This window comes from Brevibacillus composti, assembly GCF_016406105.1.
Taxonomy (GTDB): domain Bacteria; phylum Bacillota; class Bacilli; order Brevibacillales; family Brevibacillaceae; genus Brevibacillus; species Brevibacillus composti.
Genome location: NZ_CP066308.1, coordinates 2,882,066 through 2,907,832, shown reverse-complemented (window position 1 = coordinate 2,907,832; position 25,767 = coordinate 2,882,066). Strand labels below are relative to the sequence as shown.

At 53.6% G+C, this 25,767-nt stretch carries 32 protein-coding genes and 1 tRNA gene; 22 read left to right on the top strand and 11 right to left on the bottom strand.

Annotated elements, in window-relative coordinates:
* The first annotated feature begins 49 nt into the window (after positions 1-49).
* Positions 50-1,780 carry an IS1182 family transposase gene (locus JD108_RS14880; protein ID WP_228728161.1) on the top strand — a complete coding sequence of 577 codons (1,731 nt, stop codon included), beginning with the start codon at positions 50-52 and terminating at the stop codon, positions 1,778-1,780.
* Here JD108_RS14880 and JD108_RS14875 read toward each other — a convergent pair.
* Positions 1,775-2,458 carry a GNAT family N-acetyltransferase gene (locus JD108_RS14875; RefSeq protein ID WP_228728160.1) on the bottom strand — a complete coding sequence of 228 codons (684 nt, stop codon included), beginning with the start codon at positions 2,456-2,458 and terminating at the stop codon, positions 1,775-1,777. The genes JD108_RS14880 and JD108_RS14875 overlap by 6 nt on opposite strands.
* A 429-nt stretch (positions 2,459-2,887) precedes the next feature.
* On the opposite strand from JD108_RS14875, the gene JD108_RS14870 reads away from it, so the two are divergent.
* From JD108_RS14870 to JD108_RS14855, 4 genes are all read left to right on the top strand, one after another.
* Positions 2,888-3,391, top strand: a complete 504-nt coding sequence (locus tag JD108_RS14870) for a YhcN/YlaJ family sporulation lipoprotein (protein WP_228728159.1) — start codon at positions 2,888-2,890, stop codon at positions 3,389-3,391.
* Between the two features lie 282 nt (positions 3,392-3,673).
* Positions 3,674-4,033, top strand: a complete 360-nt coding sequence (locus JD108_RS14865) for a hypothetical protein (RefSeq protein ID WP_198826817.1) — start codon at positions 3,674-3,676, stop codon at positions 4,031-4,033.
* A gap of 253 nt (positions 4,034-4,286) precedes the next feature.
* Complete coding sequence (locus tag JD108_RS14860) at positions 4,287-4,781, top strand: cation:proton antiporter regulatory subunit (protein WP_198826816.1); 495 nt, start codon at positions 4,287-4,289, stop codon at positions 4,779-4,781.
* A gap of 55 nt (positions 4,782-4,836) precedes the next feature.
* On the top strand, positions 4,837-6,060 hold the full coding sequence (locus JD108_RS14855; RefSeq protein WP_198826815.1) for a cation:proton antiporter: 1,224 nt from the start codon (positions 4,837-4,839) through the stop codon (positions 6,058-6,060).
* A 73-nt stretch (positions 6,061-6,133) separates the two neighbouring features.
* Here the strand turns inward: JD108_RS14855 and JD108_RS14850 are convergent, their stop codons facing one another.
* The 3 genes from JD108_RS14850 to JD108_RS14840 all read right to left on the bottom strand — a co-directional run bounded on the left by JD108_RS14850 (position 6,134) and on the right by JD108_RS14840 (position 7,846).
* The gene (locus JD108_RS14850; RefSeq protein ID WP_198826814.1) at positions 6,134-6,622 is read right to left on the bottom strand and encodes a cation:proton antiporter regulatory subunit; all 489 of its coding nucleotides are present in this window, start codon (positions 6,620-6,622) and stop codon (positions 6,134-6,136) included.
* 83 nt (positions 6,623-6,705) lie between these two features.
* The gene (locus JD108_RS14845; RefSeq protein ID WP_267459275.1) at positions 6,706-7,059 is read right to left on the bottom strand and encodes an LOG family protein; all 354 of its coding nucleotides are present in this window, start codon (positions 7,057-7,059) and stop codon (positions 6,706-6,708) included.
* Between the two features lie 85 nt (positions 7,060-7,144).
* Complete coding sequence (locus JD108_RS14840; RefSeq protein WP_198826813.1) at positions 7,145-7,846, bottom strand: DUF2306 domain-containing protein; 702 nt, start codon at positions 7,844-7,846, stop codon at positions 7,145-7,147.
* 594 nt (positions 7,847-8,440) lie between these two features.
* Here JD108_RS14840 and JD108_RS14835 point away from each other — a divergent pair.
* Complete coding sequence (locus JD108_RS14835) at positions 8,441-9,430, top strand: C40 family peptidase (protein ID WP_198826812.1); 990 nt, start codon at positions 8,441-8,443, stop codon at positions 9,428-9,430.
* 126 nt (positions 9,431-9,556) lie between these two features.
* Positions 9,557-9,913 (top strand): transporter, encoded by a 357-nt coding sequence (locus tag JD108_RS14830; protein WP_198826811.1) that lies wholly within the window; start codon positions 9,557-9,559, stop codon positions 9,911-9,913.
* A 116-nt stretch (positions 9,914-10,029) separates the two neighbouring features.
* Here the strand turns inward: JD108_RS14830 and JD108_RS14825 are convergent, their stop codons facing one another.
* The 4 genes from JD108_RS14825 to JD108_RS14810 all read right to left on the bottom strand — a co-directional run bounded on the left by JD108_RS14825 (position 10,030) and on the right by JD108_RS14810 (position 12,706).
* The gene (locus JD108_RS14825) at positions 10,030-10,470 is read right to left on the bottom strand and encodes a GreA/GreB family elongation factor (protein WP_198826810.1); all 441 of its coding nucleotides are present in this window, start codon (positions 10,468-10,470) and stop codon (positions 10,030-10,032) included.
* A gap of 282 nt (positions 10,471-10,752) precedes the next feature.
* Positions 10,753-11,571 carry a FixH family protein gene (locus JD108_RS14820; RefSeq protein WP_198826809.1) on the bottom strand — a complete coding sequence of 273 codons (819 nt, stop codon included), beginning with the start codon at positions 11,569-11,571 and terminating at the stop codon, positions 10,753-10,755.
* Positions 11,572-11,806: 235 nt separating this feature from the next.
* Positions 11,807-12,274 (bottom strand): thioredoxin family protein, encoded by a 468-nt coding sequence (locus JD108_RS14815; RefSeq protein ID WP_198826808.1) that lies wholly within the window; start codon positions 12,272-12,274, stop codon positions 11,807-11,809.
* A gap of 3 nt (positions 12,275-12,277) precedes the next feature.
* Positions 12,278-12,706, bottom strand: coding sequence for a disulfide oxidoreductase (locus JD108_RS14810; protein WP_198826807.1), 429 nt, complete (start codon positions 12,704-12,706; stop codon positions 12,278-12,280).
* A gap of 192 nt (positions 12,707-12,898) precedes the next feature.
* Between JD108_RS14810 and JD108_RS14805 the strand changes: the two genes are divergently transcribed.
* Positions 12,899-13,954: a DUF4198 domain-containing protein gene (locus tag JD108_RS14805; RefSeq protein ID WP_198826806.1), complete on the top strand. Its 1,056-nt coding sequence runs from the start codon at positions 12,899-12,901 to the stop codon at positions 13,952-13,954.
* Positions 13,955-14,080: 126 nt separating this feature from the next.
* The gene (locus tag JD108_RS14800) at positions 14,081-16,012 is read left to right on the top strand and encodes a copper resistance protein CopC (RefSeq protein WP_198826805.1); all 1,932 of its coding nucleotides are present in this window, start codon (positions 14,081-14,083) and stop codon (positions 16,010-16,012) included.
* Here the strand turns inward: JD108_RS14800 and JD108_RS14795 are convergent.
* Positions 16,009-16,869, bottom strand: coding sequence for a metallophosphoesterase family protein (locus JD108_RS14795; RefSeq protein ID WP_228728157.1), 861 nt, complete (start codon positions 16,867-16,869; stop codon positions 16,009-16,011). The genes JD108_RS14800 and JD108_RS14795 overlap by 4 nt on opposite strands.
* Positions 16,870-16,931: 62 nt before the next feature.
* Here JD108_RS14795 and JD108_RS14790 point away from each other — a divergent pair, with 62 nt between their 5' ends.
* The 5 genes from JD108_RS14790 (at position 16,932) to JD108_RS14770 (ending at position 20,771) form a co-directional block, all read left to right on the top strand.
* A complete protein-coding gene (locus tag JD108_RS14790; RefSeq protein WP_198826804.1) occupies positions 16,932-17,651 on the top strand; it encodes an NAD-dependent deacylase in 720 nt (239 codons plus the stop codon).
* 69 nt (positions 17,652-17,720) lie between these two features.
* Positions 17,721-17,791 (top strand) — tRNA-Thr (locus JD108_RS14785).
* 166 nt (positions 17,792-17,957) lie between these two features.
* On the top strand, positions 17,958-18,968 hold the full coding sequence (locus tag JD108_RS14780) for a tyrosine-type recombinase/integrase (protein WP_198826803.1): 1,011 nt from the start codon (positions 17,958-17,960) through the stop codon (positions 18,966-18,968).
* A gap of 405 nt (positions 18,969-19,373) precedes the next feature.
* Positions 19,374-19,943, top strand: coding sequence for a recombinase family protein (locus tag JD108_RS14775; RefSeq protein ID WP_198826802.1), 570 nt, complete (start codon positions 19,374-19,376; stop codon positions 19,941-19,943).
* Positions 19,944-20,156: 213 nt separating this feature from the next.
* Positions 20,157-20,771 (top strand): hypothetical protein, encoded by a 615-nt coding sequence (locus tag JD108_RS14770; protein WP_198826801.1) that lies wholly within the window; start codon positions 20,157-20,159, stop codon positions 20,769-20,771.
* A gap of 38 nt (positions 20,772-20,809) precedes the next feature.
* Here the strand turns inward: JD108_RS14770 and JD108_RS14765 are convergent, their stop codons facing one another.
* Complete coding sequence (locus JD108_RS14765) at positions 20,810-21,022, bottom strand: helix-turn-helix domain-containing protein (protein ID WP_198826800.1); 213 nt, start codon at positions 21,020-21,022, stop codon at positions 20,810-20,812.
* 253 nt (positions 21,023-21,275) lie between these two features.
* Between JD108_RS14765 and JD108_RS14760 the strand changes: the two genes are divergently transcribed.
* From JD108_RS14760 to JD108_RS14730, 7 genes are all read left to right on the top strand, one after another.
* A complete protein-coding gene (locus tag JD108_RS14760) occupies positions 21,276-21,479 on the top strand; it encodes a hypothetical protein (RefSeq protein WP_198826799.1) in 204 nt (67 codons plus the stop codon).
* Positions 21,476-21,811 carry a hypothetical protein gene (locus JD108_RS14755; RefSeq protein WP_198826798.1) on the top strand — a complete coding sequence of 112 codons (336 nt, stop codon included), beginning with the start codon at positions 21,476-21,478 and terminating at the stop codon, positions 21,809-21,811. Before JD108_RS14760 ends, JD108_RS14755 begins: the two co-directional genes overlap by 4 nt.
* Positions 21,812-21,883: 72 nt before the next feature.
* Positions 21,884-22,168: a hypothetical protein gene (locus tag JD108_RS14750; protein WP_198826797.1), complete on the top strand. Its 285-nt coding sequence runs from the start codon at positions 21,884-21,886 to the stop codon at positions 22,166-22,168.
* A 100-nt stretch (positions 22,169-22,268) separates the two neighbouring features.
* A complete protein-coding gene (locus JD108_RS14745) occupies positions 22,269-22,694 on the top strand; it encodes a hypothetical protein (protein WP_198826796.1) in 426 nt (141 codons plus the stop codon).
* A 534-nt stretch (positions 22,695-23,228) separates the two neighbouring features.
* Complete coding sequence (locus tag JD108_RS14740; protein WP_198826795.1) at positions 23,229-23,459, top strand: hypothetical protein; 231 nt, start codon at positions 23,229-23,231, stop codon at positions 23,457-23,459.
* On the top strand, positions 23,446-23,898 hold the full coding sequence (locus JD108_RS14735; RefSeq protein WP_198826794.1) for a helix-turn-helix domain-containing protein: 453 nt from the start codon (positions 23,446-23,448) through the stop codon (positions 23,896-23,898). The genes JD108_RS14740 and JD108_RS14735 overlap by 14 nt, the downstream gene beginning before the upstream one ends.
* 134 nt (positions 23,899-24,032) lie before the next feature.
* Positions 24,033-24,626: a DUF3102 domain-containing protein gene (locus tag JD108_RS14730; RefSeq protein ID WP_228728156.1), complete on the top strand. Its 594-nt coding sequence runs from the start codon at positions 24,033-24,035 to the stop codon at positions 24,624-24,626.
* Here the strand turns inward: JD108_RS14730 and JD108_RS14725 are convergent.
* Positions 24,602-24,955: a helix-turn-helix domain-containing protein gene (locus JD108_RS14725; protein WP_198826793.1), complete on the bottom strand. Its 354-nt coding sequence runs from the start codon at positions 24,953-24,955 to the stop codon at positions 24,602-24,604. The genes JD108_RS14730 and JD108_RS14725 overlap by 25 nt on opposite strands.
* Positions 24,956-25,078: 123 nt before the next feature.
* Between JD108_RS14725 and JD108_RS14720 the strand changes: the two genes are divergently transcribed.
* Positions 25,079-25,708 carry a hypothetical protein gene (locus JD108_RS14720; RefSeq protein WP_198826792.1) on the top strand — a complete coding sequence of 210 codons (630 nt, stop codon included), beginning with the start codon at positions 25,079-25,081 and terminating at the stop codon, positions 25,706-25,708.
* Positions 25,709-25,767 lie beyond the last annotated feature (59 nt).

Genomic DNA, 25,767 nt, shown 5'->3' with positions numbered 1-25,767 from the left:
TGATTATACCATGCAACTGGCTCTTCCTCTACAGGATGTGGAAGAAAAAATGATGCCCACGCGACATCTTGCCCCTACCTTCAAACCGTACGACAACAAGCAGGCTCAGATGATTCTGGATTTGGAGATGTATGTTCCCACCCATCATGTGGCTCGTGTCATTGATGAAATGATCGAAGCCATTCCGGATCAGCAGTTGTTTGCTCATTACACGGGCGGAGGCCGCAGTTCCTACCATCCCAAAATGATGCTTAAGGTGATCCTTTACGGCTACTCACAAAAGGTTTATTCCTGCCGCGGTATTGAAAAGCTGTTGCGTGAGAACCTCCCGGCCATGTGGCTGGCGGCGATGCAGCAGCCTGACTTCCGTACCTTGAACGATTTTCGCGGCGTGCGCATGAAAGCGTTCATGGACGAACTGTTTGAAACGATGATCCGCAAGCTCATCGCGGACAACTACATTTCGATGGAGCAGTACTTTTTGGATGGCACAAAGATTGAAGCCGATGCGAACAAGTACTCTTTTGTGTGGAAAAAATCCACGCTTCGCTTCGAGGAAAAGCTCAAGGAAAAGGTGCAGGCCACCCTTGCGCATATTCATACGCTCACGCAGCAAGAAGCTGGCGAATATGCAGCGGCAGACCCGGAAGAGCTCCCTGCCAAGCTCGAAGAAGCAGCGGCCGTGCTGGAGGAAAGAGTCGAAGGCTTAACCGAACAGCTCACGCAGACCAGCGGCAGCGAAGAGCGGAAAGCCTTGCGCAAAGCGCGCAGTGCCTTGAAGAGGCCGCTGAAACAGATTCGGAAGGATTTCCTTCCTCGCTTCGCCAAGTATGAGCAGCAGAAAGCCTGCTTTGGCGATCGCAACAGCTACTCGAAAACCGATCCGGACGCCACGTTTATGCGCATGAAGGAAGATCACATGAAAAATGGCCAACTGAAGCCAGGCTACAATGTGCAAATGGCCACGGAAAACCAGTTTGTTTTGTTCTACAGCATCCATCAGCGTCCTACGGATACACGATGCTTTATTCCGCATATGGAGCGATTGGCGGCGTCTTCGTTGCCGATGCCCAAAACCGTGATTGCCGACGCTGGCTATGGCAGCGAGGAAAACTACTTGTATGCGATGGGCGAAGAAAAACAGCCGCGATTTGAGTTTCTCATACCCTACGGCAACTATTTGAAGGAGAAAACCCGACGATACCAGAAGGACATCCGGCACGCTTCCAACTGGACGTATGAAGAGCAGGATGATCGCTTTGTTTGCCCGAATGGTCGATACGTTCGCTTTAAGAAATACCAGACGAAAAAAAACGCTTCTGGCCTGGAGCAAAGCTTCAAGATCTATGAATGTGAGGATTGTAGCGATTGCCCGCTCAAGCTCTCGTGCACCAAAGCAAAAGGGAATCGCCAGGTACACTGGAACACGATATGGGAAGAGTTAAAGGCAAAGGCCAAAAGAGCCCTTGAGGATGACGAGAAGTCCGCGATCTATGCTCGGCGTAAAGTGGAGGTAGAAAGCGTGTTCGGTCACCTCAAGGGCAACCGGTCGTTCCGACGGTTCTCCTTACGGGGGCTGGACAAGGTTCACGTCGAGTTTGGGATTGTGGCATTGGCCCACAATCTATTGAAAGTGGCAGGCATCCGCCTCGCTACTTTCCTGCAAAAGCAGCCGCACAAAAAAGTTGGACGGAAAACATTACGTTTTTCCGCCCAACTTTTTATTTTGGGGACTTATTGGACAGCCCCTTTTTTATTCGCGAATTTTCGTTCTTCATAACGATAGATAATATTCAATCCGGTTTGCAAACGGCTGGTACCCAGCGCGCAAGAAGGCGTTGGCCATCGGTCTGTTTTGGACATCCGTGTCGGCACGGATATACGTTTCCCCCGCTTGAACCAGGATGCTGGTCGCCCGATTCAGCAGCATATCGATATACCCGCGCCCCCGTTGTTCCGGGGGCACGCCGATATAGCCAATCGTTGCAAATGTGGGGCTCTTTGCCGGCATAAGCAGTCCAATCAGCTCGCCGCTTTGCGCGTACGCAAGTTGCCACCAGAGCGGATCGTGCTGCATCAGCTGCATCTCTCGAAAAAAGTACCGGGCGTGTTCCAGCGGTCCCTTTGCTTGTCGGGCAAGGGATATCTGGTTGTCGTACGTACCTGCGCTAATCTGCATGATCGCTTCGACGAAAGCATCATCTCCGATTTCGGGCAAGCTCCGGAAGATGATCTTCTCTCTCCCTGGCAAATGAACAGCGGTACCCGCATCCTGGCTGCTCTTTGTCCATTCAAAGCGGGAGGTCTTCCTTTGCAGGCGAAAACCAAGCTGCTCCAGGACCAACTGCCGTTTTTCAACATGATCCTGACACTGGGGGGCCATCGCCGGCGTATCCAGCATGTACTCAAGCAGTCGGCCCGGCGGAATCTGGACGGCAGCTATGGTTTCACGCAGCAATGTCCTGCCGATATCCAGACAGTCGTCCTCTTCCCAGGGCAAATCCCACAAAACAAAAGCGAGCGGACACGCCTCGCCCGGAAGCGTCCAAAACGCGATCCGCCCCAGCCAGCCAATTCCTCAGGGTGGATAGGACGAACCGTAATCATTGGTGAATCTCTCCTTTTCAAACAAGAATGGGTGCCACATCAAGAGAGATCCCCCCTTTCGTGTTTTGATTGATTGTCATCATAAGAATGGAGATGTAACTAGCAAATATGATATTGAGTGTTACGTCCTGATGTTACCAAATGGTGACAAAGGGTGTCAATCTGAAGTTGTAGCGTGATCTCCGTCGGGGAGCGCACAAGACCCGTCGTATTTTTGACGCATACAAAAAAAGGAGAGGGAAATTCTAAGGGTACGCATGATTACGAGGAGGTCCATCCATTGCGTACCATCTGTTCTTTATTGGCCATCAGCATGCTGCTGGCGGGATGTGCCCAGCAACAATCTCAGCAGCAGCAGAATCAGCAGCAGTCCCAACAACAGCCGCAGCAGCAATCAAAGCAGCAATCCAAGACCCAGTCTGCCGCACAGGACCCGATGTGCAAAAAGATGCCTGTCCGTCATTTTGATGCGGAGCAAAAGGCGAAGTCGATCACGCAAAAAGTGAAAGGGATCGACAAGTCCGTAGCGGTCCAGATCGACAACGACTTGAACGTGGCGATCCAGGTAAGCAACTTCAACCGCTTCCGACTGGAAACCATCGAGAAGGAAGTCGCACAGAAGCTAAAGAAATCGTTCCCGAAGACAAAGATTCATGTCACTTCGGACAAAAAGCTGATCAACGAATTGCAAAAGCTGAGCGATTCGCCATGGTATGCCAAAATGGAAGCTGCCTGCAAGCAAAAGAAAAAGCTCAAAAAAATTGAAGACGACATGAAAGGCTAACCCTGCTTGCATCGGAGTTGACAACTGCAAGGCGGGGGACGGACAGCGCTCTTTTTTCCAGCAAAAAGGGCGCCGTCTTTTATCCGCAGCAGGTTTGGACAGGTCTAAGGCACTCCTTCATTTGACTTAATTGGATGATAATGATACTCTTTTTTTGTATACATTTCATTATGAAATAATGATATAGTGATCCAATTCAGTCTATGAAAAAGCGGCGAAGGAATTAGCACGGGAGGACACGGACAGCCCATTTCGGAGATTTTTGGCAGGAGGTGCACACAGATGATCCAATCAAACAACTCAAGATGCATCTTCCTATCCTTCCTGAGCCTGTTTGTCCTCTTAGCCTTTGCTTTTGCCCCCTTTCTCGCTCCGAACGGGATGTTGACGCATGAGGAATCCACGAGCATCACAGCGGTTCCCTACGGCAAACACGTCGTAAATCTGCGTCATTCATCGCCGATGAAATTCCTCTATTCCCTGCTGCGAGAGGCCGTCAACGCGATGAGTTTGACGCTGCTTTTCGTCTCAGCCATCCTCATACCACGTTTTAATCTTCGGACTTTCATTCCACAAAAAATGAAAAGTCTTCTTTTGATGCCCATTAAATTCACCTCGACGTATTTCCTGAATGCCGCGTAGCCTGCTGATTGCCTTACGGAAGGGAAAATCCATAGGAAACGACAGAGGTTCCGAACTCTTTTTCAGCGTGCGGGAATGTGAAACGAATCACAAGCCGGGCAGTTGAAAAAAGGGACCCCTTGCTTTCCTATGGGCAGCAGCAGGCTTCCGGACACCCTCATCGGCAGGCGGAATTCCTGACGGAAAAAAATCAAGGTGAATATATCGGTTTTCTGGGGTATACGATCGACTATGACAATGGAGGTATGGTTACATGAATATTCGCGAAATCCACTTGCCTGGAATCGGAAAAAAATTCCAAATGGACACGCAGAATGGAGACAAGTTGGTGATTGTTATCCACGATAGCGGTCGGCGCGAGCTGTATCATTTTGAGCCGGACGATCCGGAGAGCAGTGTCTCCATGGTAGCCCTCGATGACGAAGAAGCCAGACAGGTGGCCGGGATTATCGGAGGGATGGTATACAAGCCAAAAGCGCTGGAATCGATTGACATGAGTCTGGATGATTTGGTGATCGAATGGCATAAAATCGAGGCGAACGCCAAATGCATCGGGAAAAGGATCGGCGAGCTGGACATCCGGCAAAAAACGGGCGCCTCGATTATTGCAGTGGTGGAAAAAGATCATAAAAAGCATATCAATCCGGGACCTGACTATATGTTTACCGCTCATTCGATGCTGATCGTCGCAGGTGAGCGCAAGCAGTTAAAAGCATTGCAATCCTTCTTGCTCGGCGGACGGGAGTAGCTGACCCTCCTTTCCTTTTCTAACCGTTAATCTGAGACTGAAAAAGGAGGAACATATGGATACAGTCATATTTGAGATAGGCCTCGCGCTAGCGTTGATATCAATCGTGGGTTTGCTTTCCAATAAACTACGCTTCTCGGTCATCCCTTTTTACATCCTGGTGGGAATGGCAGTCGGACCGCACGCCCCTCATTTTGGAATCTTTGACTTGCGATTTATTGAAAGCTCCATGTTTATCGAGTTCATGGGTCGGCTCGGCGTACTGTTTCTGCTGTTTTACCTCGGGCTGGAGTTTTCCGTAAGTCGCCTGGTCAAATCGGGGAAATCCATTCTTGTGGGCGGTTCCGCTTATGTGGCGCTCAATTTTGTCTCCGGTCTCTTGCTCGGCTGGATGATGGGCATGCCGCTTAAAGAGACGCTGGTAATCTGCGGGATCATGACCAGCTCTTCTACGGCGATCGTGGCCAAAGTGCTGGTCGACCTGAAACGGACGGCCAATCCGGAAACGGAGATCATCATGGGCATGATCATGTTTGACGATCTGTTTATCGCCGTGCACATGTCGATCTTGTCGGGCTTGGTGCTGAGCGGTGCCACTTCGTTGAGCGGCGTCCTGTTGACCTCGCTGTCCGCGCTGCTGTTTATCCTGATCTTCCTGATCGTGGGGAGATACGTCATCAAGTACGTGGACCGGCTGTTTAACGTCAAGTCGACGGAGCTTTTCCTCATCCTGGTGGTGGCGGCGCTGTTTCTGGTTGCGGGCTTTTCCGAGACGCTGCACGTCGCAGAAGCGATTGGCGCGCTGATGGTCGGGCTCGTCCTGGCCGACTCGAAGCATGTGAAGCGAATCGAAGGGCTGGTCTTGCCGTTCCGGGATTTCTTCGGCGCCATCTTCTTCTTCGGCTTCGGCTTGACGATTGATCCGATGTCGCTGGGAGGCGCGGTCTGGATTACGATCGTCGCGGTCATTTTGACCTTGATCGGCAATATGGTGGCTGGTTTTCTCAGCGGGCGCATCGCCGGGATCTCCAACAAGGCTTCGGTCAATATCGGCTTTACGCTCGTCTCGCGGGGGGAGTTTTCCATTATCATGGCCAATATCGGCAAGGCGGGGGGCCTGCTTCCGGTCGTGCAGTCCTTTGCCGTGCTGTATGTGCTGATTCTCGCCGTGCTGGGACCGCTATTGACCAAAGAATCGAAAACGATTTACAACTACTTCGAAAAGCTGGGGCAGAAGTGGGGGAAACGAAAGATCGAGCGGGATCGCAGCGCCTCCTGACGAGGCACGGTTATGCAAAAGCGGGGCAGGTATCCTTTTTCCGATACCTGCCCCGCATTTTGTGTACAACCGTTTAGCCGTTTTGCAGCAAAGTCTTCAACGTTTTCAGATGGGCCCGCTCGCCGGCTACGACGAGCAGCGCATTCGCCGTGAAGACGTGATCGGGTCCGGGATTGATCTGTTTTTTCTCCTGCGAATCAATCACGGCGATGATCGTCGCACCGGTTTTTTGGCGGACATCGAGCTCACCGATCGTTTTGCCGATACAAGCGGCTTGCGGGGGGATCTTGTACCATTCAATGACGAGGTCATTCAGCGAAAGATTGACGGTTTCCAGGGCTTTCGGCTTGTAGCTCATGCCGCCCAGGATTCCGGCTGCTTGCAGGGCTTCATCGTCATCCAAAGTGACGGATGAGGTGCACTCGTCATCGTTGCCTGCATCAAAGAAATACAGTTCCCTCCTGCCGTTGTCATGGATGACAACAACCAATTTTTCTCCCATTCGGGTCTCCATTTGAAATTTTCGACCGATTCCAGGCAAATCGGATTCCCAAATGTTCAAAACGGCAGCCTCCTTTATTATCAACATGAGATTGCCCCTTATTATACAGGAGTAGGGCACAAGATGCTAGAAAGGGAGGGGAATCATTCCATGCCGCACGAAAAAAAGCTACTCGCCTTGCTCGCTCTGGCTCCATTTATTGGCGAGCGTCGGGCGCTGGTGGCTGCCAGTTTGTCCAGAAGTCCCGCGGGCATACTGTCCACGAGCAGCAGCTCCCGATGCGTAGCCGGCATAAATCCCGCGGAGACGGCCTGTTCCACTAGTTGCACCAGCGGCGTATAGTAGCCGTCGATATTGAGGATGCCGACAGGCTTTTGATGAATGCCCAACTGTCCCCAGCTCAGCGCTTCAAATAATTCCTCAAACGTACCGTATCCGCCTGGCAGCGCGATGAAGGCGTCGGAGAGCTCCGCCATTTTTGCTTTTCGCTCATGCATATCGGCCGTCTCATAGAACTGGGTTTCATGAAAGTCCTCCTCGGTTGCTTTTCCCAGTCGTCGCTGGAGACTTTTGCCCACGCTTCTATTTGTTCGGGGCAATCGGTTTTTTGAAAAATTTCTTCCGGTAGTAGATGCTCATGCCGACGATCACGGGCACGATGAAGATCGTCGGCAAAAACCAGAGCAGCGGATTGACAGATTCCAGCTGGAGCAGACGGGGTGCGCCAAAGACGGTAAAAGCGGTAATCGTCGCGATGCAGCAGCCCATCATGCCGGACAAATGTTCAAACCACCAGTGCATCTTGTTGGCCGGCGGACGCAGCCAGTAGAACAGCTGAGTCCCTCCCAGAAAAATACCAACCAGTGGAAACCATGTCAACAGCGGAAAGGAAATGACAGCGCCATAGCCGCCGATGGCCAGGCTGGAGACGAAGAGAAGCCCGGGAAAGAGCAGATCTACGGGATGGCGGTGAGCGGCCACTCGCTTTTTAAAGCGCAGCACTCTCAAGCCGTACCAGGCGGTTGCCGAGCTGAGCAGCGAGATGTAGTTCAGAAACCAGGCAAAAGCGACCGAGTCTGCGGTCCGATCCGGATCAAAGCCGATCCGCCAAACCCCCATGTAGAGAGCGGATACGGCTACCGTGGCCATCGCGGCTACGTACACCCAGCCGACACGAACGTGGGCTTTTCCGCCCTTTTTGGTGACGATCGGGATCCAGAAAACCAGGAGAGCGAGAAAGCCCGCAAGAATGTGAAGGATACGAAAAATGGCGAAGCCAAGCATGGATTCTTCCTCCTTGAAGTTGAATAGAACTATTTAATCACAGTTTTCCAGAAATTTGTACAACGTTCATTATACAAACCTACGGTCGGTTTGTAAAGTACAGACGTTACCGTAGGGGAACTGGGATTCTGGATAAACCTGTTTGCGGCAGGGGAGGGTAAAGCGTAGATCATGCCATTTTGCTCAAATACGGAGGAAAGATCATCATGCTGCGATCCAGAATCCTTCTTTCTTTGGCGCTGCTTCTGCAGCTTCAGCTGCTCCCGGCCTGCACGCGGACAGAGGTGAGGCAGGAGGGGGCACCCTCGGCCCAGGTCCAGACAAAGGGCAATCGGCCCAATGCTGGAGCCTGGCAGGTAACTTTTCCATCACTCCGTACGCGAAAAAAGGCTTCGCCAATCTCTTTTGGCGAAGCCATGTTTTTTATGCGCGTGGACTTCCAGCTATTTTCCAATCGTAGGGCTATGGTCATCGGACTATGTAATCAAATCCTTGGTTGGAAAGATTTACAGCCTTATCGGCTTGTCTTCTCTTGCATTAAACTGGTTGCGTACCCAATGAGATGGGAAAAACACAACGAGGAGGACAACGCGAGTGACGAAACGAGATTGGATACAGAAATCGACGATAGCCGTCATGCTTGGCACATCCCTCTTGATGTTCGCAGATGGCGGACAAGCCGCCGCGGCTGCAAGTGATTCACAATCTTCCGGCAAAGCTGCACAGGTGGTCTCCCTGGCACAATCGCTGGTCGGCAAGAGTTACCAATATGGAGCAGAGGGCCCGACCCGTTTTGGTTCGGCCGGCTTGGCTACATATGTATATGAAAAAGCGGATGTGACGATTGGCGATACCATTAGCAAGCTGTACGCGAGCGGCAAAGCGGTCAGCAAAACGGCGGCCAAACCGGGCGATCTGCTCTTCTTTTCGTCCAATGGAAGCGGCGCCCCAAACTTTATGGGAATCTATCTGGGCGATGACAGCTTCGTCTACTCCTCTCAGAGTGAAAGGAAAGTCGTCCTGCGAAAGCTATCGGATTATACCAGCAAACTGGTGGGCGTACGCAGCTTTTTGAGCGATGAGAGCGGAGCTGCACCAAAACCTGGAGAGCCAACCGCCAATCCGGCAGACGATGCGGACCTGTCCAAAGGCGAGCGCGTCATCGCAGCCGGGAAAAAATACCTGGGTACGCCGTATCAATACGCCTCTACCCGCTCCACCAAGACAACCATGGACTGCTCTGAGTTTACCATGTGGGCTTACAAAGAGGGACTCGGGATCGACATGGGACGAGGCGGAGCCAAATCGCAGGCCAATTACGTCAAACAAAACGGCCATTACACGACGGATATGAAGCAATTGAAAAAGGGCGATCTGGTCTTCTTCATGAGCTATCGCGGCTGGAAGGCGTCCGACTACAAGGGCGTAGATCCGAGCAAACAGAGCATCACGCACGTCGGCATCTACATGGGCGATGACAAACTGCTCCATACCTTTTCCAAAGAATCGGGCGGCGTCAAAATCACCAACTTTTCCGACACGCACTGGGAGTACCGATTTATCATGGGCGGGCGGCCCTACTAAGCGGGGAGGGACAGGTGAGGAGCGGTAAAAGCGGAAAAATGGACGATTGACGGGCGGCATTCGCACATGCCTTTTTGCTCTTGGCTGCATCTCTATATAGGGAAACTTATAGGAGGTGTAGCAGTCATGGGTTATCCGTATCCCCCGGGCAGCAGCGCGTTTCCACCTGGCAGCAGCGCCTTTCCGCCCGGCAGCAGCATGTATCCCCCTGGAGGATTTCCTCCCCCTCCGTCGGGCCCGCCCCCAGGCAGAACGCCCACTGCCCCGCGTACCTTGGGTCAGCAGCAGTATCGCATCGTCGATCCGGGTTCCTTTTATCCTTGCCTGTATCGGTACACGTATGTGTGGCTGCGCAATGGGCGCAACTTCTGGTTTTACCCCGTATTTGTAGGCCGCAACTCCGTAGCCGGCTATCGCTGGAATGGCTATACATGGCGCTATTACGGGCTCGATTTGCACAGAGTCGTCTACTTCACCTGCTAAACAGGCAAGACCAATAGCAAGCCGCGGCCACCTGAGCGAGGATGGCCGCGGCATTTTTCCAGTTGTATGGTAAATGCAATCGACATGAGTTCCTGAGATTGCTGTTGTTTTCCACGTTACCAGTCGACAAACCGAATGGAGCGAACCACCACTTCCTGGGCTCCCATCGGCATTTCCAGACGGATGGGTTCGTTGACAGGATTCATGAGCAGTTGGCGTCCCATCGGGGATAGGAAAGAGATCCGTCCCAAATCAGGGTCAGTCTGTTCGGGAAAGCAGATCGTCAGGCTTTCATCGAGCCCTTCATCTACATAATGCAAGGTCACTTCAGATCCAATCACTACTTTGGGCAGTGTGGACGTATCGCTTCCTGAGGTATCCTTGAGCAAGGATTCAACCGTCGAAACATATTGGTCAAGCCATTGATTGGCTTTTTGGCGTTCGTTGTGCTTTCCGGCAAAATGAAGGTCCAAAAAGGGTATGCGTTGTTCGTCAAAAAAAACCAATTGCTCCACCAGGCGGCGGTGCATGGAATTCGGCAAAGTATTACGGTTCACCGTAATCAACTCCTGTTCGTATTGGAATGAACCACCGGTCAGAAAAGACTGCGAGTCGCCACGGAGTTCGCCTCATTTTCATCGTATTAGTCCCCCCCGAATAAAAGAATGTGGCCCCTTGCTCCAGATATGCAGGGGACCATACTACCATTTTACCTAAATCCTAGAAAAAAACAATATCATTTCCAGAGGGCGGCCGTGGGATTGCTCTGAACCGGCGGGAGTCCAATGCAAAGGCCTCTCCGCCGCAAAGGGGAGAGGCCCGTTTCTGTTTGCTTTGTCTTATTGCACTGATACGGGGTACTCCCGGTGGTCGTGAATATCCCCCTTTTCTACATGCACCTTTACCGTGTAGCTGCCGGACGCAGGGAAGATGGCGGAGTTTGCCGTGTATTCCCCGGCCTTCGTTTCGCGGGCGTCGACGAACTCATGCTTGTCCCCTCCTGCCAGCCAATACTCAAAGCGCACCTTGGCGTCCGTCAAAGGCTGGTTATTCTGGACCAGATGGACGGTAAGCGTGGCAGCCGTGTTGGCTTTGATGACATCAGCAGGCTGGAAGTGCATGTCCACGCTGGGGCCATGATGGTGCTCGCCCGTTTCGGAGCTGCCGTGCTGGTGAGTGCCGCCGTGCTCATGGCCGGCGCTGCTACCGGGTTGGGCGGCAGGCTCGTCCGCATGGCCTGCTGCCGCGGAGCCGTCCGCCTCGCCATCCGGTCCCTTCACCGAAAAGCTGTACTTTTGCATATTGTGAAAATCGCGAGCGGTGACATGGTACATGACATTATAGGTTCCCGGTTCGGAAAAAGCCTTCTGTGCCGTATACACCCCGTCCTGTTGGTGCACGGCGGGGATGGTTTCATGCTGCTCCTGCCCCTCTTTCCAGATTTCAAACTCGGCTTCTTTGGCGTCATCGACGGCTTTGCCATCCTGCGTTACGGTAATCGTAAAGGTAGCCGCTTCGTTCACGGCGACTTCCTGCGGTTCGATTTTCAGCTCGACTTCGATTGGCGTCGAAGAGGGGAGGGCCTCCTCCTGCTTGCTGCAGCCAGCTCCGGCGATCAGCGCCAGGGAACCGATCAACGCAAATACATATCGCTTCATCTACTCTCCCTACCTTCGTCACTTTGGCTTTGGTACACACATTCCGGTGTATTCTTGCTTCCTTCAACATTATAGGCAAAAACGCAGGGGAGCAGATGACTCAAACGGGCTATTTCGCAGGCTGTGAACGGCTGAATTCACATAACTGCCACCTTTTGCGGCATTGCCAGTTGCGGCGAAGCCCAAGTTTTTCCGATAGAATCAGGAAGGCCTCCCGATACAGGAGGCCTCTTCTTTATTGTTTTTGTTCCTGGAACCACTGTTTCAACTGGTCGGCATCCTGACCGCCTACCAGGCGAGCCACCTCTTGTCCCTCTTTGTAGTGAACGAGAGTCGGCGTGTACTCGATGCCATAATCATCCCAACTGGCGGTGAATTCCAGCAGATTATGCTTCTTCACATCGACCTTCAGCTCATCGGCGACGGGGACCAGTACCGGTGTCGTAGCCTGGCAATGCTCACACGTCGGGCTGTAGAAGTAGACGAAGAGCTCTTCCTTTGCTTTCAGCTTGGCCTTCAGTTCAGCGGGAAGGATTTGATTGCCGTAGTTGGGATCATCCAGCTGTTCGACGGTGGCTGGATGAAGATTGCTTTTGCCAAAGGGATTGCCTTCTGCGGCTTTCCGGTTGGCCATGTCTGAGTAGACGACCGCTCCGATCAAAAGGACGGCTGCAATGATTGACAGGATGATAACCTTTTTCATGTCTTATTTCTCCTCCCCAGTTTTGCGAATCAGAACAAGCAGAATCGTAATGGAAAGAAAGGCGATTAACGCCAAAAACGGAATGGTAATGAAGCCAAGCCAGTTGATGTAATCCGTATTGCATGGAATGATGCCGCATGCCGTCCCGAGCTCGCCAAGGGCAGGGACCTTTTGGATGGCGTAGTGGTACAGCGAAAATCCGCCCCCGATGATGGAAAGCACCAGGGCGTATGTGGCGATTCCATAGTCTTTTCTGGCCGCGGCGATGCCCAGCAGGATGACCAGCGGGTACATGAAGATGCGCTGGTACCAGCAGAGCTCGCAAGGGATGTACTTCATTACTTCCGAGAAAAACAGACTTCCTCCGGTTGCGATGAGAGAGACGACCCAGGCCGCGAACAGGGCTTGCTCTCTCTTTTGTTCTCGTTTCATGTCAACACCTCGTCCATTATCTTACCATAATTACAATAAGGAAGTGACTTATGTTTTGTAACGACTTTTGAAAAGGTGACGACATCTGTAACAAAAGATAGCCCGGTTGGGTCATGTTCAGCTGACAGGACGAGCCATATACTGAGACTGACTGTCAGATGAATGCAGAAAATGGAAAGGAAGGAATGCCGAATGAAAAAACGTTTGACACTCATACCTGCACTCGCATTGGCCTGCCTGCTGGCTTTGCCGGTGTCGGCGCACGATGGCTGGTCCCAAACCCACAGCCCGATCATCGCCGCAGGAGAGGTCTCCTACGTGGAGCTGCTGCTGGGCAACCACTCGAACCATCACGCCAGCTACCGCATCGAAGGCCGATGGAGCACAGATACAACCAAAGTATACGTCATTTCGCCGAATGGAAGCAAAGCCGATATTACCGCGACGCTCTTTTATACCGGGGAGGAACAGGAGGTAGCCGAGCCGGGGAAAAACAATTACTTCGTCGCCTCGTTCTCCTCGTCGCAGCCCGGCGCTTACATCGTCTCCGCAGAGGGAGACAGCATCTTCAAACAAGGAGAGACAGCGAGCCGCACACTGCGCAGCGCCAAATCATTCGTGGCGGTCAGCGACATCCCTATGCTGCAGCGCGTAGCGGGGCTGAAAGGCTTCTCCCAGCCCGTCAGCACAGATCGGGCGGAGCTGATTCCCCAGTTTAACCCAGCGGCCGTCACGCCTGGCCAGGAGGTAAGCGTTCAACTGCTGCTCAAGGGACAGCCGCTAAAGGATACGGAAATCAGCGTCATCCGCCGCAGCACGAGCGACGCGGCTGTCTATAAGACGGACGAGCAGGGCAGGATCACATTTACGACCGGGCCGGCGGACTACTATCTGCTCCGCGCGAAGCCGAAGACAGATGAAAAAGCAGCGGGCCAATACGATACCACCAACTATGAAGCAACGATGACATTTACGGTCCAAAATGGCAAGTTCACGCTCCCTGCAGCGGCTGATGAGCAGACGCCGTTTGTCTATCTGAACGGCAAACAGATCGAAGTTCCCGGCCTGTCCATCACGGACGGCAAAACCATGGTCCCCGCCGAATTTGTCAAAACGAATCTGAACCCTGCCTTCACGGGCAGCGGCCAGGTCGAGCTGCAAAAGGCAGCGGCTGAGGCGGGCGCTGCCACCGAATGGCTGGCACCGGTCGGCTCTTTTCCTGCCGCCATTGCCATCAGCAAAAAATAGGGACTGCAGGGGCGAAGGGGGAAAGCCGCTGCCGCCCGCGGTCGTACGTATGGATTGCGATTCGAAGCCGTCGAAGAATTTCGGCGGCTTTCTGTCGACTGCACATCAAGGGAAAGGAGCATCGATATGAAGAGAGTGATATGGCTATGTGCTCTGTGTTTGGGGCTGGCGATCGCAAGCGCTCTCCTGGCAGGCGTCAGCGCGCACGCCTACGTCGATCAGTCGTCGCCGCAGCAGGAGGCCCAGCTGCAGGAAGCGCCCACAGAAATTCGGCTCACCTTTACCGAGGAGATCAACGAAAAGGTAAGCACGCTGGTGCTGAAGACGGAGGCGGGGAATGTCATTTCTGATTCGTTTCGAGCCGAAGGAAAAAAGACATTGGTGATGCCGATCTCTTCCTTGGAGAAGGGCATCTACCGGGTAGAGTGGCAGGTGCTCTCCGTGGACACCCATGTCACGGAAGGCTCCTATCGCTTTGCCGTGGGCGTGGCGCTGCCCAAAATTCGGCCGGCGGAGACGGTGTCGCTGGATGAAGTGCCAGCCGCAAGCAGCGCTCCGCCGCTCTCCACCGCTTCGGACAGCCAGGCTACTGCCGGGCAGGGGACAGGCGCTGCGGGAGGGCAGAAAGCCTCGGAGATGGCCGGCACAACGGCGCCTCCTGCGGGTTCGTCCGGCTCAAATGCGGCCGGATCGGCGCAACTAGCGTCATCCGGCGAGCAGCAGGAAAGATCCCCGGCGCGCGAAAAGGCGGACGCAGCAAAGGACGCCACAAAAGACGCCACAGATTCCACAGCGTCAGCGGCCGCCACGAAGTCGTCAGCGTCAACCACCGCCCCTGTCACGGGCAGCAGCCCCGATGACAATTCCCGCAAGCCTGGTTCTGCGGATACGCCCGCCAGCTCCCAAAATCAGCAGGCGACCTCAGAAGATCCGTCTTCCACGGCGCCAGCTCAGTCTTCATCGCCGGAGGGTCAGACCGCCCCGGAACAAGAGCCGCATGTTCCATCAGAAGACGCGAGTGCCGCCGAAACCACTCTGCATCCGGCAGATGTGGCCGATGCGGAGATCGTCGCGGAGAAGTTCGTCCCGGCTTCCGCTCATGATCACAAACGCCATGAACAGTGGAACAGGGCGCTGCGCATGGGGGATGTCCTGGCAGCTGCCGTCATCGGCACCCTCGTATTTCTCTCGCGCTGGAGCGGATTTGTCAGCGCCATTCCGACGCCAAACCGGAAGCGGCTTGCGGGCATCGTCCAGCTGTTCCTGTTAGGAGCTGTGCTCTGCTTTACAGTCAGCGGCGGGATTCGCATCTACTTGCTTGCCGACATGCTCCGATTGGCGGGGGGAGTGGGTGAAAACATTCGGATGATCCTCTGGAATACATCGACGGGTACGATCGGATGGGTGCGGCCTCTGCTCGGTTTGCTCCTGATCATGGCGCTTCGGGCTGCGTGGAAGAGTTCCGCTTCGTCCGGCTCTCCAGCAGTTGCCTGGCCGGGGAGAGCTGCCGCAGGGCTGACGTTGGCACTGTTTGCCACATTTCCGCTGACGGGCCACGCGATGGCCGGCCAAGAGCGGCTGACGTCGGTCGTGTCGGATGTTTTGCACATGACGGCAGCTGTGGTATGGATCGGGGGCTTGTCCGGTTTGGTTGTGCTCTCTTTCCGTCTGGCCGTGAATGCGGAGGGCCTGGCATTCATGCACAAGCTGATGAGCCAATTCGCGCAGCTGGCGCTGTATGCGGTAGCCATCATCACGGGGACCGGGCTGGTGCTTGGACTTTTGCGCTTCTCCCAGCCGGGTGAACTCGTGACGACCTCCTACGGCCTGCTTCTTTTGGCCAAGCTGCTCGCTTTTGGCATCGCGCTGCTCATCGCCGGATATCATCGTACCCGCGTCATGCCGCGACTCGCCAGCCTTTCGTCACTACAGGAGAGAGACGCAGCACGCATGGCGAAGACTTTGGCCTGGACCCTGCGCATCGAGCTGCTCGTCGTTTTGGCGGCGATCCTGCTGGCAGGACTGCTGTCCGCCACGCCTCCCCCGATCATTCGCTAGGTGACGCGGATCTGCGGAGAGGAGCGGACTTCCCGAATGGGCACGTAGATGTATTGAAGCGACGGCCAGCTCACCAGGAGGATGCCCCCTTCAATGGACGCGGCTCCGCCGTCGATCCCGATCATCTTTCCGCTCCGCCAGGGGCCTTGACCGGCGTAACCGGGCAGCCGGTTGACCGGCGTATGGCCAAAGACAATCAGGGTCTCCCCCTGATAATGGTTGTAAAAGGGTTCGCGAATCCAGAGGAGGTCTTCGGGCCGCTGCCGGGACAGGGGCAGACCGGGACGGATACCCGCATGGACGAGCAGGGCAGGTTCGGTGCCGGTGCCGGAATCGCCGGGAAGCTCTAGCGCGAGGGGCAGCGCATCGAGGGTGGCGAGCAGTGCGGGATAACGGGCGAGGATCTCCTCGCGAGCGGCCTCCTGCGTCTCGGCAGATGGCACTCCGCCGAGAAAGGCGCGGCGCATCGGATGCTGTCCCAAAAAGGAGCGCACCGTTGCATCCCCGCCGTTCAAACGGAGATAGAGATCGGGATCAATGGCGCGGCGCAGCCAATCCTGAAACATTTGCTCGTGGTTCCCCTTTGAAAGAAAGACCTGACTCGGGTATGCTTGCCGCAGGTTCAGGAGGAATTCCAGCACTTCCTTGGACTCCGGGCCGCGGTCGATCATGTCGCCGATGACGTACAGCCGATCCTGCCTCTCCGGGGAAAAAGATGCACGGTCGAGGGCAGTCCGCAATGCCTGGTATTGACCGTGAATGTCCGAAACCAGATAGATGTTGTTCATGTCGCTCTCGCTCCTCCCCGTCTGTTCATTTCCGTAGCCATCCGTAGCGCCCTTGTGTACGGCTTTCACTCCAGCATGACTTCCTATAAAATATGAATAACCGTGATTTTTCGTGAGAGGATGGGAGTACAGTGGAGCGATTGCGAAACTGGCTGCGCGAGTCGCGCCATACCGTTGTCTTTACCGGCGCGGGGATGTCGACGGAAAGCGGCCTGCCCGATTTTCGCTCGGCCCGGACGGGGTTGTGGCAGGGGAAGGATCCTGCTCGGCTCGCCAGTACCCAGGCGATGCGTCATAATCGGGAGGAATTTCTCGCGTTTTACCGGATGAGGATCGAAGGGCTTCTCTCCTGCAAGCCCCACAGCGGCCATCACCTTCTGGCCGAATGGGAGCGGCAGGGGGTGATCCAGGGAATCATTACGCAAAACGTGGACGGCTATCATCAGCATGCGGGCAGCCAGCGAGTCGCGGAGCTTCACGGCACGCTGACGACGCTCTCCTGTCTCAGATGCGGCCGCAAAGAAAAAGCCGCCCGTTATCTGCAAGAGGAAGGAAGCGTCTGCGAGTGCGGAGGCTTTCTGCGCCCGGATGTGGTGCTGTTTGGCGAATCGCTGCCGGAAGCGGCGTTTGAGCAGGCGGTGGCATGGACGGAGCCCGCGGAGCTGTTTCTTGTACTGGGATCGTCGCTGGCGGTAAGTCCGGCCAACTGGTTCCCGCAGCAGGCCAAAGAGCGCGGCGCAACCTTGGTGATCGTCAACAGGGAGCCCACGATGCTGGATCATCTGGCCGATTTGGTGATTCAAGACCGATTGATTGGAGATGTATTAAAAAATTTACCTCTTGATTTTTGATGGTGTTTTTACTAGAATATTTTTTGTAAAAGCGCCGATGATGGTTTTGACCTCATTCACAGCTTGCTTGCCCCTATAGTTAAACGGTATAACAGATCACTCGTAATGATCAGTTCGTGGTTCGATTCCGCGTGGGGGCATCGTAATTGCGTTGTATCAACGTTTTCAGCCGTTTGGCCCTCGTTGAATGTAGCGTACACTTTGCCGGAAATGTACGGTGTGATCAGGCGGATGGTCCGAGAATGATCCGTACACAATGCGTCTCTATTCGTTGTTACTGCGGCAACGGAAAGGGGCGTTTTTGTTTTGGCGTTAAAGGGAAAACGAAAGCTGTTACGTACGTTCGCGGATACTGCTCGCGTCTCGTATTCATGGGACGAGCTGTATCGACTCTACCGGAGGGCAAAAGAGGCGGAGGGGCTGGCAGAGCGAACGCTTGCCCTGCGCGACAAGTATCATCGTTACTTTCTCGAATTTCTCGACTTGAAATATCCGGGGCTTTCACCGCAAGAGGTGACGGCGGATGTCATTCGCGGATGGGTTCGCTACATGCAATCAGAGCGGAGACAGTACGAGGGGAACGAGCGAATACCGGACCGGATGAAAACAGTGGGGCTCTCGCCTGGCGCGATCAACACCTATTTACGCCACCATAAGGTATTCTTTAGTTTCATGGTTTCGGAGGGGTATATCTCCGAGAACCCGTTCAAAAAGGTTCGGCTCGTCAAAGAAGAAAAGGACACGGTTGAATCGTTTACGGTCGAACAAATTGAAAAGCTATTGAAACAACCGGACAAGCGGACGTACAACGGATTCAGGGACTACTGCGCGATGCTCACGTTTTTGGATACCGGTATTAGACTCGTCGAACTTATCAACCTACGCATAGAGGACGTAGATTTCACGAACTGCTCACTATATATTCGCGCCTCAAACTCTAAGAACAACGTCGGCCGGACTGTTCCGTTCTCGGCCCGTACCAAAAAGGAGCTGCAAAGCCTGCTGGCGGAGGTACGCGAGCTCAATGCGGAGTATTTGTTTACGACCGTCTACGGGAATAAGCTTGATCCCACGCGCATAAGGGCGGCCATTAAGGAGTACGGGCGGACTGGGAATATCGCAACCGTTCGCGTTACGCCGCATACTTTCCGGCATACCTTCGCCAAGTTTTACATTTTGAACGGCGGTGATCCGTACTCATTGCAAAAACTGCTCGGTCATCACGATATGACGATGGTTCGCCGGTATGTTCAAATGAACGACATGGACATACGGAGACAGCACGATAAATATAGTCCGATCAATTTCCTACGCTAGTCCTTCGGGGGCTGGCGTTTTCTTTTGTTATAACGCTTTAGTCCGATAAAGCGCGGGAGGCCTGCGCGATCCCGTCCGGACGAGAGAGCGCGAGTATATTCGTGGTTTAACGTGGTAAAGTAACGGTGAGCGACCGTCTGCCTGGTGAACGAATCCGGACGGTATAGGCGATTTCATCCGCTGCACGCTCGCGGCGCGTACACCCTCCGAAAACTCAGGGGGTCCCGTATCATAAACGTTTATTTGCGAAACGATCCGACCAAATGTTACGCCAGCATAACATATCGCGCCTGCTGTCGTTTCATAACTCGTTATCATATTCAACGTTTCATAATAACGTAATTGACCGTTTGTGATACGATTGGTATAATATGGTCATACGACAATGAAACGGAGTGAACCGGTATGAAGCTCGGCTATGCTCGTGTATCAACGCAGGACCAATCGCTCGACCTACAGATCGACGCGCTAAAGGCCGCTGGCTGCGACGAGATTTACCGCGAGAAGGTTAGCGGAATGAAAGATGACCGGCCGGAATTGGAACGCCTGTTGGCCTACGCGCGCCCAGGTGATACGCTCGTCATCTACAAGCTGGATCGGTTGGGCCGGAGCACCAAACGGCTGCTTGAGTTGGCGGAGGAACTGGATCGGCGCGGCATAGAACTCGTATCTATTCGCGATCAGATCGACACGTCTACAGCGGTCGGAAAGGCCATGTTTCGGATGCTCATGGTATTGGCGGAGATGGAACGGGACATCATCGTAGAGCGCACGAGAGCGGGCCTGGAGGCGGCGAGAGCACGTGGCAGGAAGGGCGGTCGACCGGTTAAGTACGGCGAGGGGAACGCGAAGCTGGCGCACGCTATCGAGTTGTACCGCGCCAAGGAAAAGACCGTGCCGGATATCGAGCGGATAACTGGCGTTAGCAAGGCAACGTTATATCGCGCGTTGAAGAAGGCGGGGGCGTCCCAATGAGGGCGCTCTTTTTCGTGACCCGGCATCCCCCCACGGCACCCCCTCGAAACACCGTCGGCAGGCCCCCGAAAAATCCGCGCAATATTTTTAAACTCGGGGCTCGGTCGGCTTAACACTAGATGACGACACACTAGTGAAGCTGATACGGCTCGCGCAGATGATCAGTAAAGGAAAGACCGTGGACATGTTGAATAAACCATTGAGGTGATTCTCATGTTCTGGAAACGTTTCTTGAATAAGAAACCGAAAGGCTATATAAGGTGTTTGGGACTGGAGGAATGGTGGCTGTCACTAACTGAGGAGCAGAGAGAGGATTGTCGTTGTGTTTTTGAATATGAAGTTAATGGTGGTAAGGAGAACGTTGATATTAGGGAGATCGCTGCAACTTCAATGACGAGGCAAGGCTTACTTAGAATTTTTGCGTCGGGGGTTATGAATCTCGAATTCAAACTCCAATTGTTAGATTTCGCGGAGCGAGAAGCGGTATCGGCCTCTGATATTGTCGAGCTTCATTACATTTACATGACTCGCTGGAAGTTGTACAAGAGACTTTGGTCGCAAAATTCGTCTTGGTTTGAACATTTAGAAACATACTTGAAAAAAGACATTTCCATTCACGATGATTTTTATGAGGGATTGAAAAAGGAAGGATGGAAGGCGCTTCCCAACTATCCAGCATTTAAGGAGTTGGCCTTGCTCTACGAGAGGACGGGTCGCTATCGGGAGGCAATAAAGAACGTTGAGGAGGCCATGGCAAAGAACGTAAAGGAAGAAACATCATTTGAGAGACGCTTGAAGAGATTAACGCGACTAGAAACCGGAGGGTGAAAACTTAAAATAGCCGTCCCATTTACAAGGGAGCGGCTTTATTTTTTGTCCGGAGTGTATTCGAAAAACTCTGCGGGGGTTATCTTCAAACCGTTACATATCGCGTCGAGGGTATCGTAGTCGATGCGCTTGGTCGCGGAGGATGCGAGAGACGTAATTGTATTCCTACTCACACCGGTAAGTTCAACGACTTCTTTATTGGAAAGACCGCGTTCCTTCATAATCTCGCCAAGACGGCACCGAATCGCCATAAAAATTTCCTCCCAAAACTTGCACAACATGTTGACATCATGTGCAGCGAGGGGTATTATAAAATCATGCACAAGATGTTGACATGGTGAAATGTTGAATTGTTAACACGATTATACCTCAAATCCCCCAAATTCTCAATGATTGAAGGAGGAATCCACACATGAAGCAAGGCCCGCAATGGATCACTACCTTTTCCGAACTCATCATCGCGATCTCCGCCCTGGTAGAATCGATAAGGAGCGTGATCCATCCGTGAGCGCGCCGCAACTCCCCGACATCTCCACGCTCTCAACCGTCGACGCCATCGCTTTTTACACGCGCCAGGTATCGGAAGTCTTCGCGATCCGCCCCGGCACTCCCGGTCGATCTGAAAGGCTGGCCGCGCTGTTCGAATGGAAACGTGCGCTTCACGAACGCATCGAACGCGAACGAGCCGAGAGGGGGACCGCCCTATGACGCAGTTCCCGCGAATCAAGCTCCGCCTGTCCGACGACTACGAGCGCGAGTTCGGCCCCGACCGTTTTCCCGGCTACCTCATCGCGCCAGACATCGCGGCCTATCTCGTTGACGGCGAGGAGCTTGCGTTCCTGACCGTCGACCCAACGAACGAGCCAGGCCTTTACATCGCCACCTCCGGCCATTCTTACGGAGGGTTGACGGATGACCCCGAAGACATTCCGCGCGTGGTGGGCAAGTTACGCTCGATGTCCGCCTGGGACTTTTACGAGCGGTTCTTTCTACGCACGGCCGAGGCCGCCGACTTCGATTTTATCGTGCTGATCCGATGAACCGGCCGCCCTAGCCGGGGAGGACCCGCGAGCAAATAATACGGAACATTCCGAAAAAGGGGAGGAAAAGTTATGCCATTTATCGCCTATAATTTCGCAAGACACAAACGGAGGGGGATCGTTGTCGACCGCGCCCTCAAATATCAAGTCATGTTTCAGCGCACAATCGTCGGCTGGCTGAACGTGTATTTCGTTGACCACCCGGACCGCCCCCGCGTCACGCTCTCGCCGCAGGAGTTTCACGCGATCCTGCCGGAAGTGAGTCCGCGCGTCACCACCGGATGCTGCGAAGTCGGCCTCGAAACGTTGCACGAGCTCGGTTTTTCGGTCGACGGGCTGGCGGAGGTGGCCGTATGAACGTCAAGGCTCGTTTGTGGCGTCAAATGCCGCTGCGCATGAAACTCCGCCTTATGCTGGCCGTCATTGTCGCGCAAGAATCGAAACAGGGGGTATCCCAATGAACGCTGTTGCACTTGACCAATTCACCGCCATGGAGCGCGCCCGCGCCTGGGCATCGCACCACAATCTGACCGTCTACAAAACCGCCTACAAGGTCGGCCAGTACGGCCCGTACCTCGAACTCCACTTCGTCACACCGCAGGTCGCCGAACGCCACTCGGCCCTCATCGCGCAACTGTCCGCCGAGATCGGCCTGCCCGTCACCTACGCGACCGAACCGAAGCCCACGCACATGTCCGAAATGCTCGCGTCGATCCTGCCACCAATCTGGAACGTGAGCAAATCGCACTCGTTGCATAAGGACGCAGGCCAGTTCGTCGTAAAAGCGTTCGGCGCCGCCAAAATTCCGCGCGAGGAGATCGAGGTCGTCCGGACCAAGTTCGCCGAGATGACCGGCTATACGCTTGTGATCCGTGAGGCGTAAGTGACGCCGCCCGATGATCCGGGTTCCGGCGCGCCAACGCCAGGAACGAACGCCAACGGGGAGGGCATTTCGGAGCCTCTCGTACCTTTGCCGGGCGCCAAACCGGTGAGGGAACGCCTTGCGAGGGGCTTCCGTTTTGTCTTACGCTTATTTATACGAACGTGCGTGCGGGAGGTTTCGGAAATTTTTTTTTCGGGGCTGGCGTTATTTTTTTTGCGGACAGATATATAAATTCGAAAAAAATAACGGGATGGTGTACCAGTTTTTTAATTCCAGGGAGTAATCAGTCTATAGAAACCGAAAAGCCCCTCAGGACAGCAGCCTGAGGAGCACCTCGACCAGTAGCGCCGCCCATACAGCACTATCGAGGCGGATGACAATCGTAGTTGTGTAGTTGTTTGTTTGTTTGTTTCATGGGCAATCCTCCTCTCCGCGCGTAACTTAGTCGTTACGGCCTTAGGCGCTGGCGGTAACCAAGTATCAGCGGGAAATTCGGACTATTCAAGATTTTACCATATGGAGGTGACCACGTAAATGACGGAATCGCTGTACGTCCTGTTTTTCCGTAACAAAATGAAGCGTACGTATCCAACTCGCAAGCAAGCGTTAATGGCCCGCGATAACATGGCGAAGGACTACGTTATATCCGAACTGCGCATCTTCCCGAGCCAGGCGGAGTTCGACGAGACGGTCCGGCGAGAGATCGCCAAATACGCAATTCGCGCGTACGTGCCGAAAGGGAGGGCGCAGTGTGACCGAACATAACCTCGTATCCATCGAAACGCAGTCGGAATATTCCGTCACAACCGGACGCCGTGAAACGCGCATCTTCGTCAAGATGTACGTGGACGCGGTACACTCCGGACTACTCGCGGACATTGGCGACGAGAACTGGCGGACGCTCTGCGTGATCGCGGCGTTCATGGACGAGCGCGGCGAGTGCTATCCGACGCAAGAGTTGATCGCGCACAGGCTCGGAGTATCCCTGCAGACAGCGGCGGCGCGGATCAAGTCGCTGCTCGCGTACAGGTGGCGGGGACGGCCGTTGGTGCACGCGACGAAGGGGAGGGAGGACGGGAGTCAGCGGTTCGATAACACGCGGTATACGGTGCTGCCGGTCAGTCAGCTAGCGATATTTAGTGGGGAGGCGGAAGCCATGTCAAGCGGAGCCGACACGGGTCGATCCGTATATGGCTCTCCTTGACACTAACAATAACCATCTTTAAACAAGAGCCATCTTTAAACTAGATAAAAGATATCGCTCACTGTCGTTCGCGAGGTCAGTCATTAATAAGGATACGATCACGCGACAAGATGTACGCGAAGAAAGGGGAGGTAATGATGGATGTGCAAGCCAAGCAGGAAGCCGCGCTCTCCAACGATCTACAAGTAATCACGGCTGAGATCAACGCCTACAAGAGAGTCGCGGGCGAGGCTATATTCGAGATTGGGAGGCGATTAAAGAAAGTCAGAGACGCCAAGACCGATTCTGACTGTATTGAGGATCGCATGCTCGCGCAGCAACGGGAGTCAACGGGCGGATGGATAAAATGGCTAGAGGAGCATGTCGATTTTGACAGAACACAGGCACATCGATTTATCGCGGTCTTCGAGGGGTTGGGCGATGTTGGCACGTACCAACACCACGGTCTCCGCGCCCTCTACGAGATCGCCACACTCTCACCAGAAGACCGCGAACGCCCGCACGTAATCCCGTCCACCGGCGAAGTCAAAACGGTCGACGAGATGACCGTCCGCGAGCTCCGCGAAGTCAAGGCGGAGTTGAAGCGCGAGAGGGAGGCGCGACAGAGGGCGGAAGAATCCGCGCAAGTCCTTCGCGATACTCTCGAATCGATAGCGGAACAGCCGCAGCCGATCCGCGAGGTGCGTACGGGAACGGAGATATGTCACTCTTCGGGATCATCACGGTGAATCGAATTGTACATGTTGAAGAAATCGGCCTCTTCGTACTCTACGAGCCTCATAATTTCAGAGATGTCTGTGATCCCTAATGCAGTAGCAATCCGCCCAATGTGGTCGAGGCTTACTCGTTCATTGTAGCCGCGGCATAGGTTTGTTATTGCGTTTGGTCGTAATCCAGTCATTTGAGCGAGTTCTTTTTGTTTTATTCCTCGACGTTTTAAAACGTCCTTTAGATAAATCTCGACAACGTAGATGGTCGGTTTGTCGTAAGGATCGGATTCCGTTGCGCTTTTTACTGCGTCAGCACCAATAGCTGAAAACAGGCTTATCTTACTCATGTTATCGCTCCATCCATTCCGTGTTTAAGAGTAGAATACATCAAACGTAAAAATATCGCAAATAAGATATTTACAAAAATATCGCTTATGCGTTATTATTGGTTTTGGAAAGAGATTCCCCATTTGGAGGCGATCAGCCATGTGAACGGAAGTGATCGGTCGGACGAGCTAAAGGCAAGCAAAAATAAACGATATGGGAGAGATGTTGAAATGAGTAGCCATAATCAAGCGAGTCCATTTTCACCTCTATTAAAAGCAATGCAACGCTTGGAGACCGAACGAAATTTCGTCACTGCCAGGGCAGAGCATTTGGGTTTAGATACAACGAGGTATGATACGTATGATCTGCTACTTACTACGATGATTGCGGCAGCGGCTCAATACACACACCAATTGATCGCGTTCAGGTGTATGGCTGAAATTAGCCCTGACGACGAAGATGCTTTTAGCAAAAGACTTCAAGAGTTCTATCGCGCATCTCACAACATCCAGCACAAGATGTTAATGATGAAGGAAATAGCCGAAAGGTTGACAGACTCCCGTTTAAAGAGGAGATTAATTTCCCGAGCGGACTCTTTCGATAAAGCCCAACTCGCCATTTTCCAAGTCGATGCTAAACTAAGGCAGGGGCGGAAAGCTAACTTAATGAGATTACTAACGAAAGCACAAAAGGCTTACGATGATTTTATTGACTTACGTCAGGAGTTGAACGAGAAATTGCAAGCGGAAAAAATAGAAATTCTTGCCTCGTAAAACGAAAAAAAACCACGCCGTAAGCTGGCGGGCTGGCGGCGTGCTCCTACGGTAAATAA

Coding starts and splice junctions, on each gene's coding strand:
- JD108_RS14745 (WP_198826796.1), top strand. CDS start 22,269: ATGAACGCTGTTGCACTTGACCAATTCACCGCCATGGAGCGCGCCCGC.
- JD108_RS14755 (WP_198826798.1), top strand. CDS start 21,476: ATGACGCAGTTCCCGCGAATCAAGCTCCGCCTGTCCGACGACTACGAG.
- JD108_RS14855 (WP_198826815.1), top strand. CDS start 4,837: ATGGATACAGTCATATTTGAGATAGGCCTCGCGCTAGCGTTGATATCA.
- JD108_RS14815 (WP_198826808.1), bottom strand. CDS start 12,274: ATGAAAAAGGTTATCATCCTGTCAATCATTGCAGCCGTCCTTTTGATC.
- JD108_RS14740 (WP_198826795.1), top strand. CDS start 23,229: ATGACGGAATCGCTGTACGTCCTGTTTTTCCGTAACAAAATGAAGCGT.
- JD108_RS14880 (WP_228728161.1), top strand. CDS start 50: ATGATGCCCACGCGACATCTTGCCCCTACCTTCAAACCGTACGACAAC.
- JD108_RS14770 (WP_198826801.1), top strand. CDS start 20,157: ATGTTCTGGAAACGTTTCTTGAATAAGAAACCGAAAGGCTATATAAGG.
- JD108_RS14845 (WP_267459275.1), bottom strand. CDS start 7,059: ATGCATGAGCGAAAAGCAAAAATGGCGGAGCTCTCCGACGCCTTCATC.
- JD108_RS14730 (WP_228728156.1), top strand. CDS start 24,033: ATGATGGATGTGCAAGCCAAGCAGGAAGCCGCGCTCTCCAACGATCTA.
- JD108_RS14725 (WP_198826793.1), bottom strand. CDS start 24,955: ATGAGTAAGATAAGCCTGTTTTCAGCTATTGGTGCTGACGCAGTAAAA.
- JD108_RS14805 (WP_198826806.1), top strand. CDS start 12,899: ATGAAAAAACGTTTGACACTCATACCTGCACTCGCATTGGCCTGCCTG.
- JD108_RS14860 (WP_198826816.1), top strand. CDS start 4,287: ATGAATATTCGCGAAATCCACTTGCCTGGAATCGGAAAAAAATTCCAA.
- JD108_RS14765 (WP_198826800.1), bottom strand. CDS start 21,022: ATGGCGATTCGGTGCCGTCTTGGCGAGATTATGAAGGAACGCGGTCTT.
- JD108_RS14775 (WP_198826802.1), top strand. CDS start 19,374: ATGAAGCTCGGCTATGCTCGTGTATCAACGCAGGACCAATCGCTCGAC.
- JD108_RS14865 (WP_198826817.1), top strand. CDS start 3,674: ATGATCCAATCAAACAACTCAAGATGCATCTTCCTATCCTTCCTGAGC.
- JD108_RS14750 (WP_198826797.1), top strand. CDS start 21,884: ATGCCATTTATCGCCTATAATTTCGCAAGACACAAACGGAGGGGGATC.
- JD108_RS14840 (WP_198826813.1), bottom strand. CDS start 7,846: ATGCTTGGCTTCGCCATTTTTCGTATCCTTCACATTCTTGCGGGCTTT.
- JD108_RS14820 (WP_198826809.1), bottom strand. CDS start 11,571: ATGAAGCGATATGTATTTGCGTTGATCGGTTCCCTGGCGCTGATCGCC.
- JD108_RS14800 (WP_198826805.1), top strand. CDS start 14,081: ATGAAGAGAGTGATATGGCTATGTGCTCTGTGTTTGGGGCTGGCGATC.
- JD108_RS14830 (WP_198826811.1), top strand. CDS start 9,557: ATGGGTTATCCGTATCCCCCGGGCAGCAGCGCGTTTCCACCTGGCAGC.
- JD108_RS14810 (WP_198826807.1), bottom strand. CDS start 12,706: ATGAAACGAGAACAAAAGAGAGAGCAAGCCCTGTTCGCGGCCTGGGTC.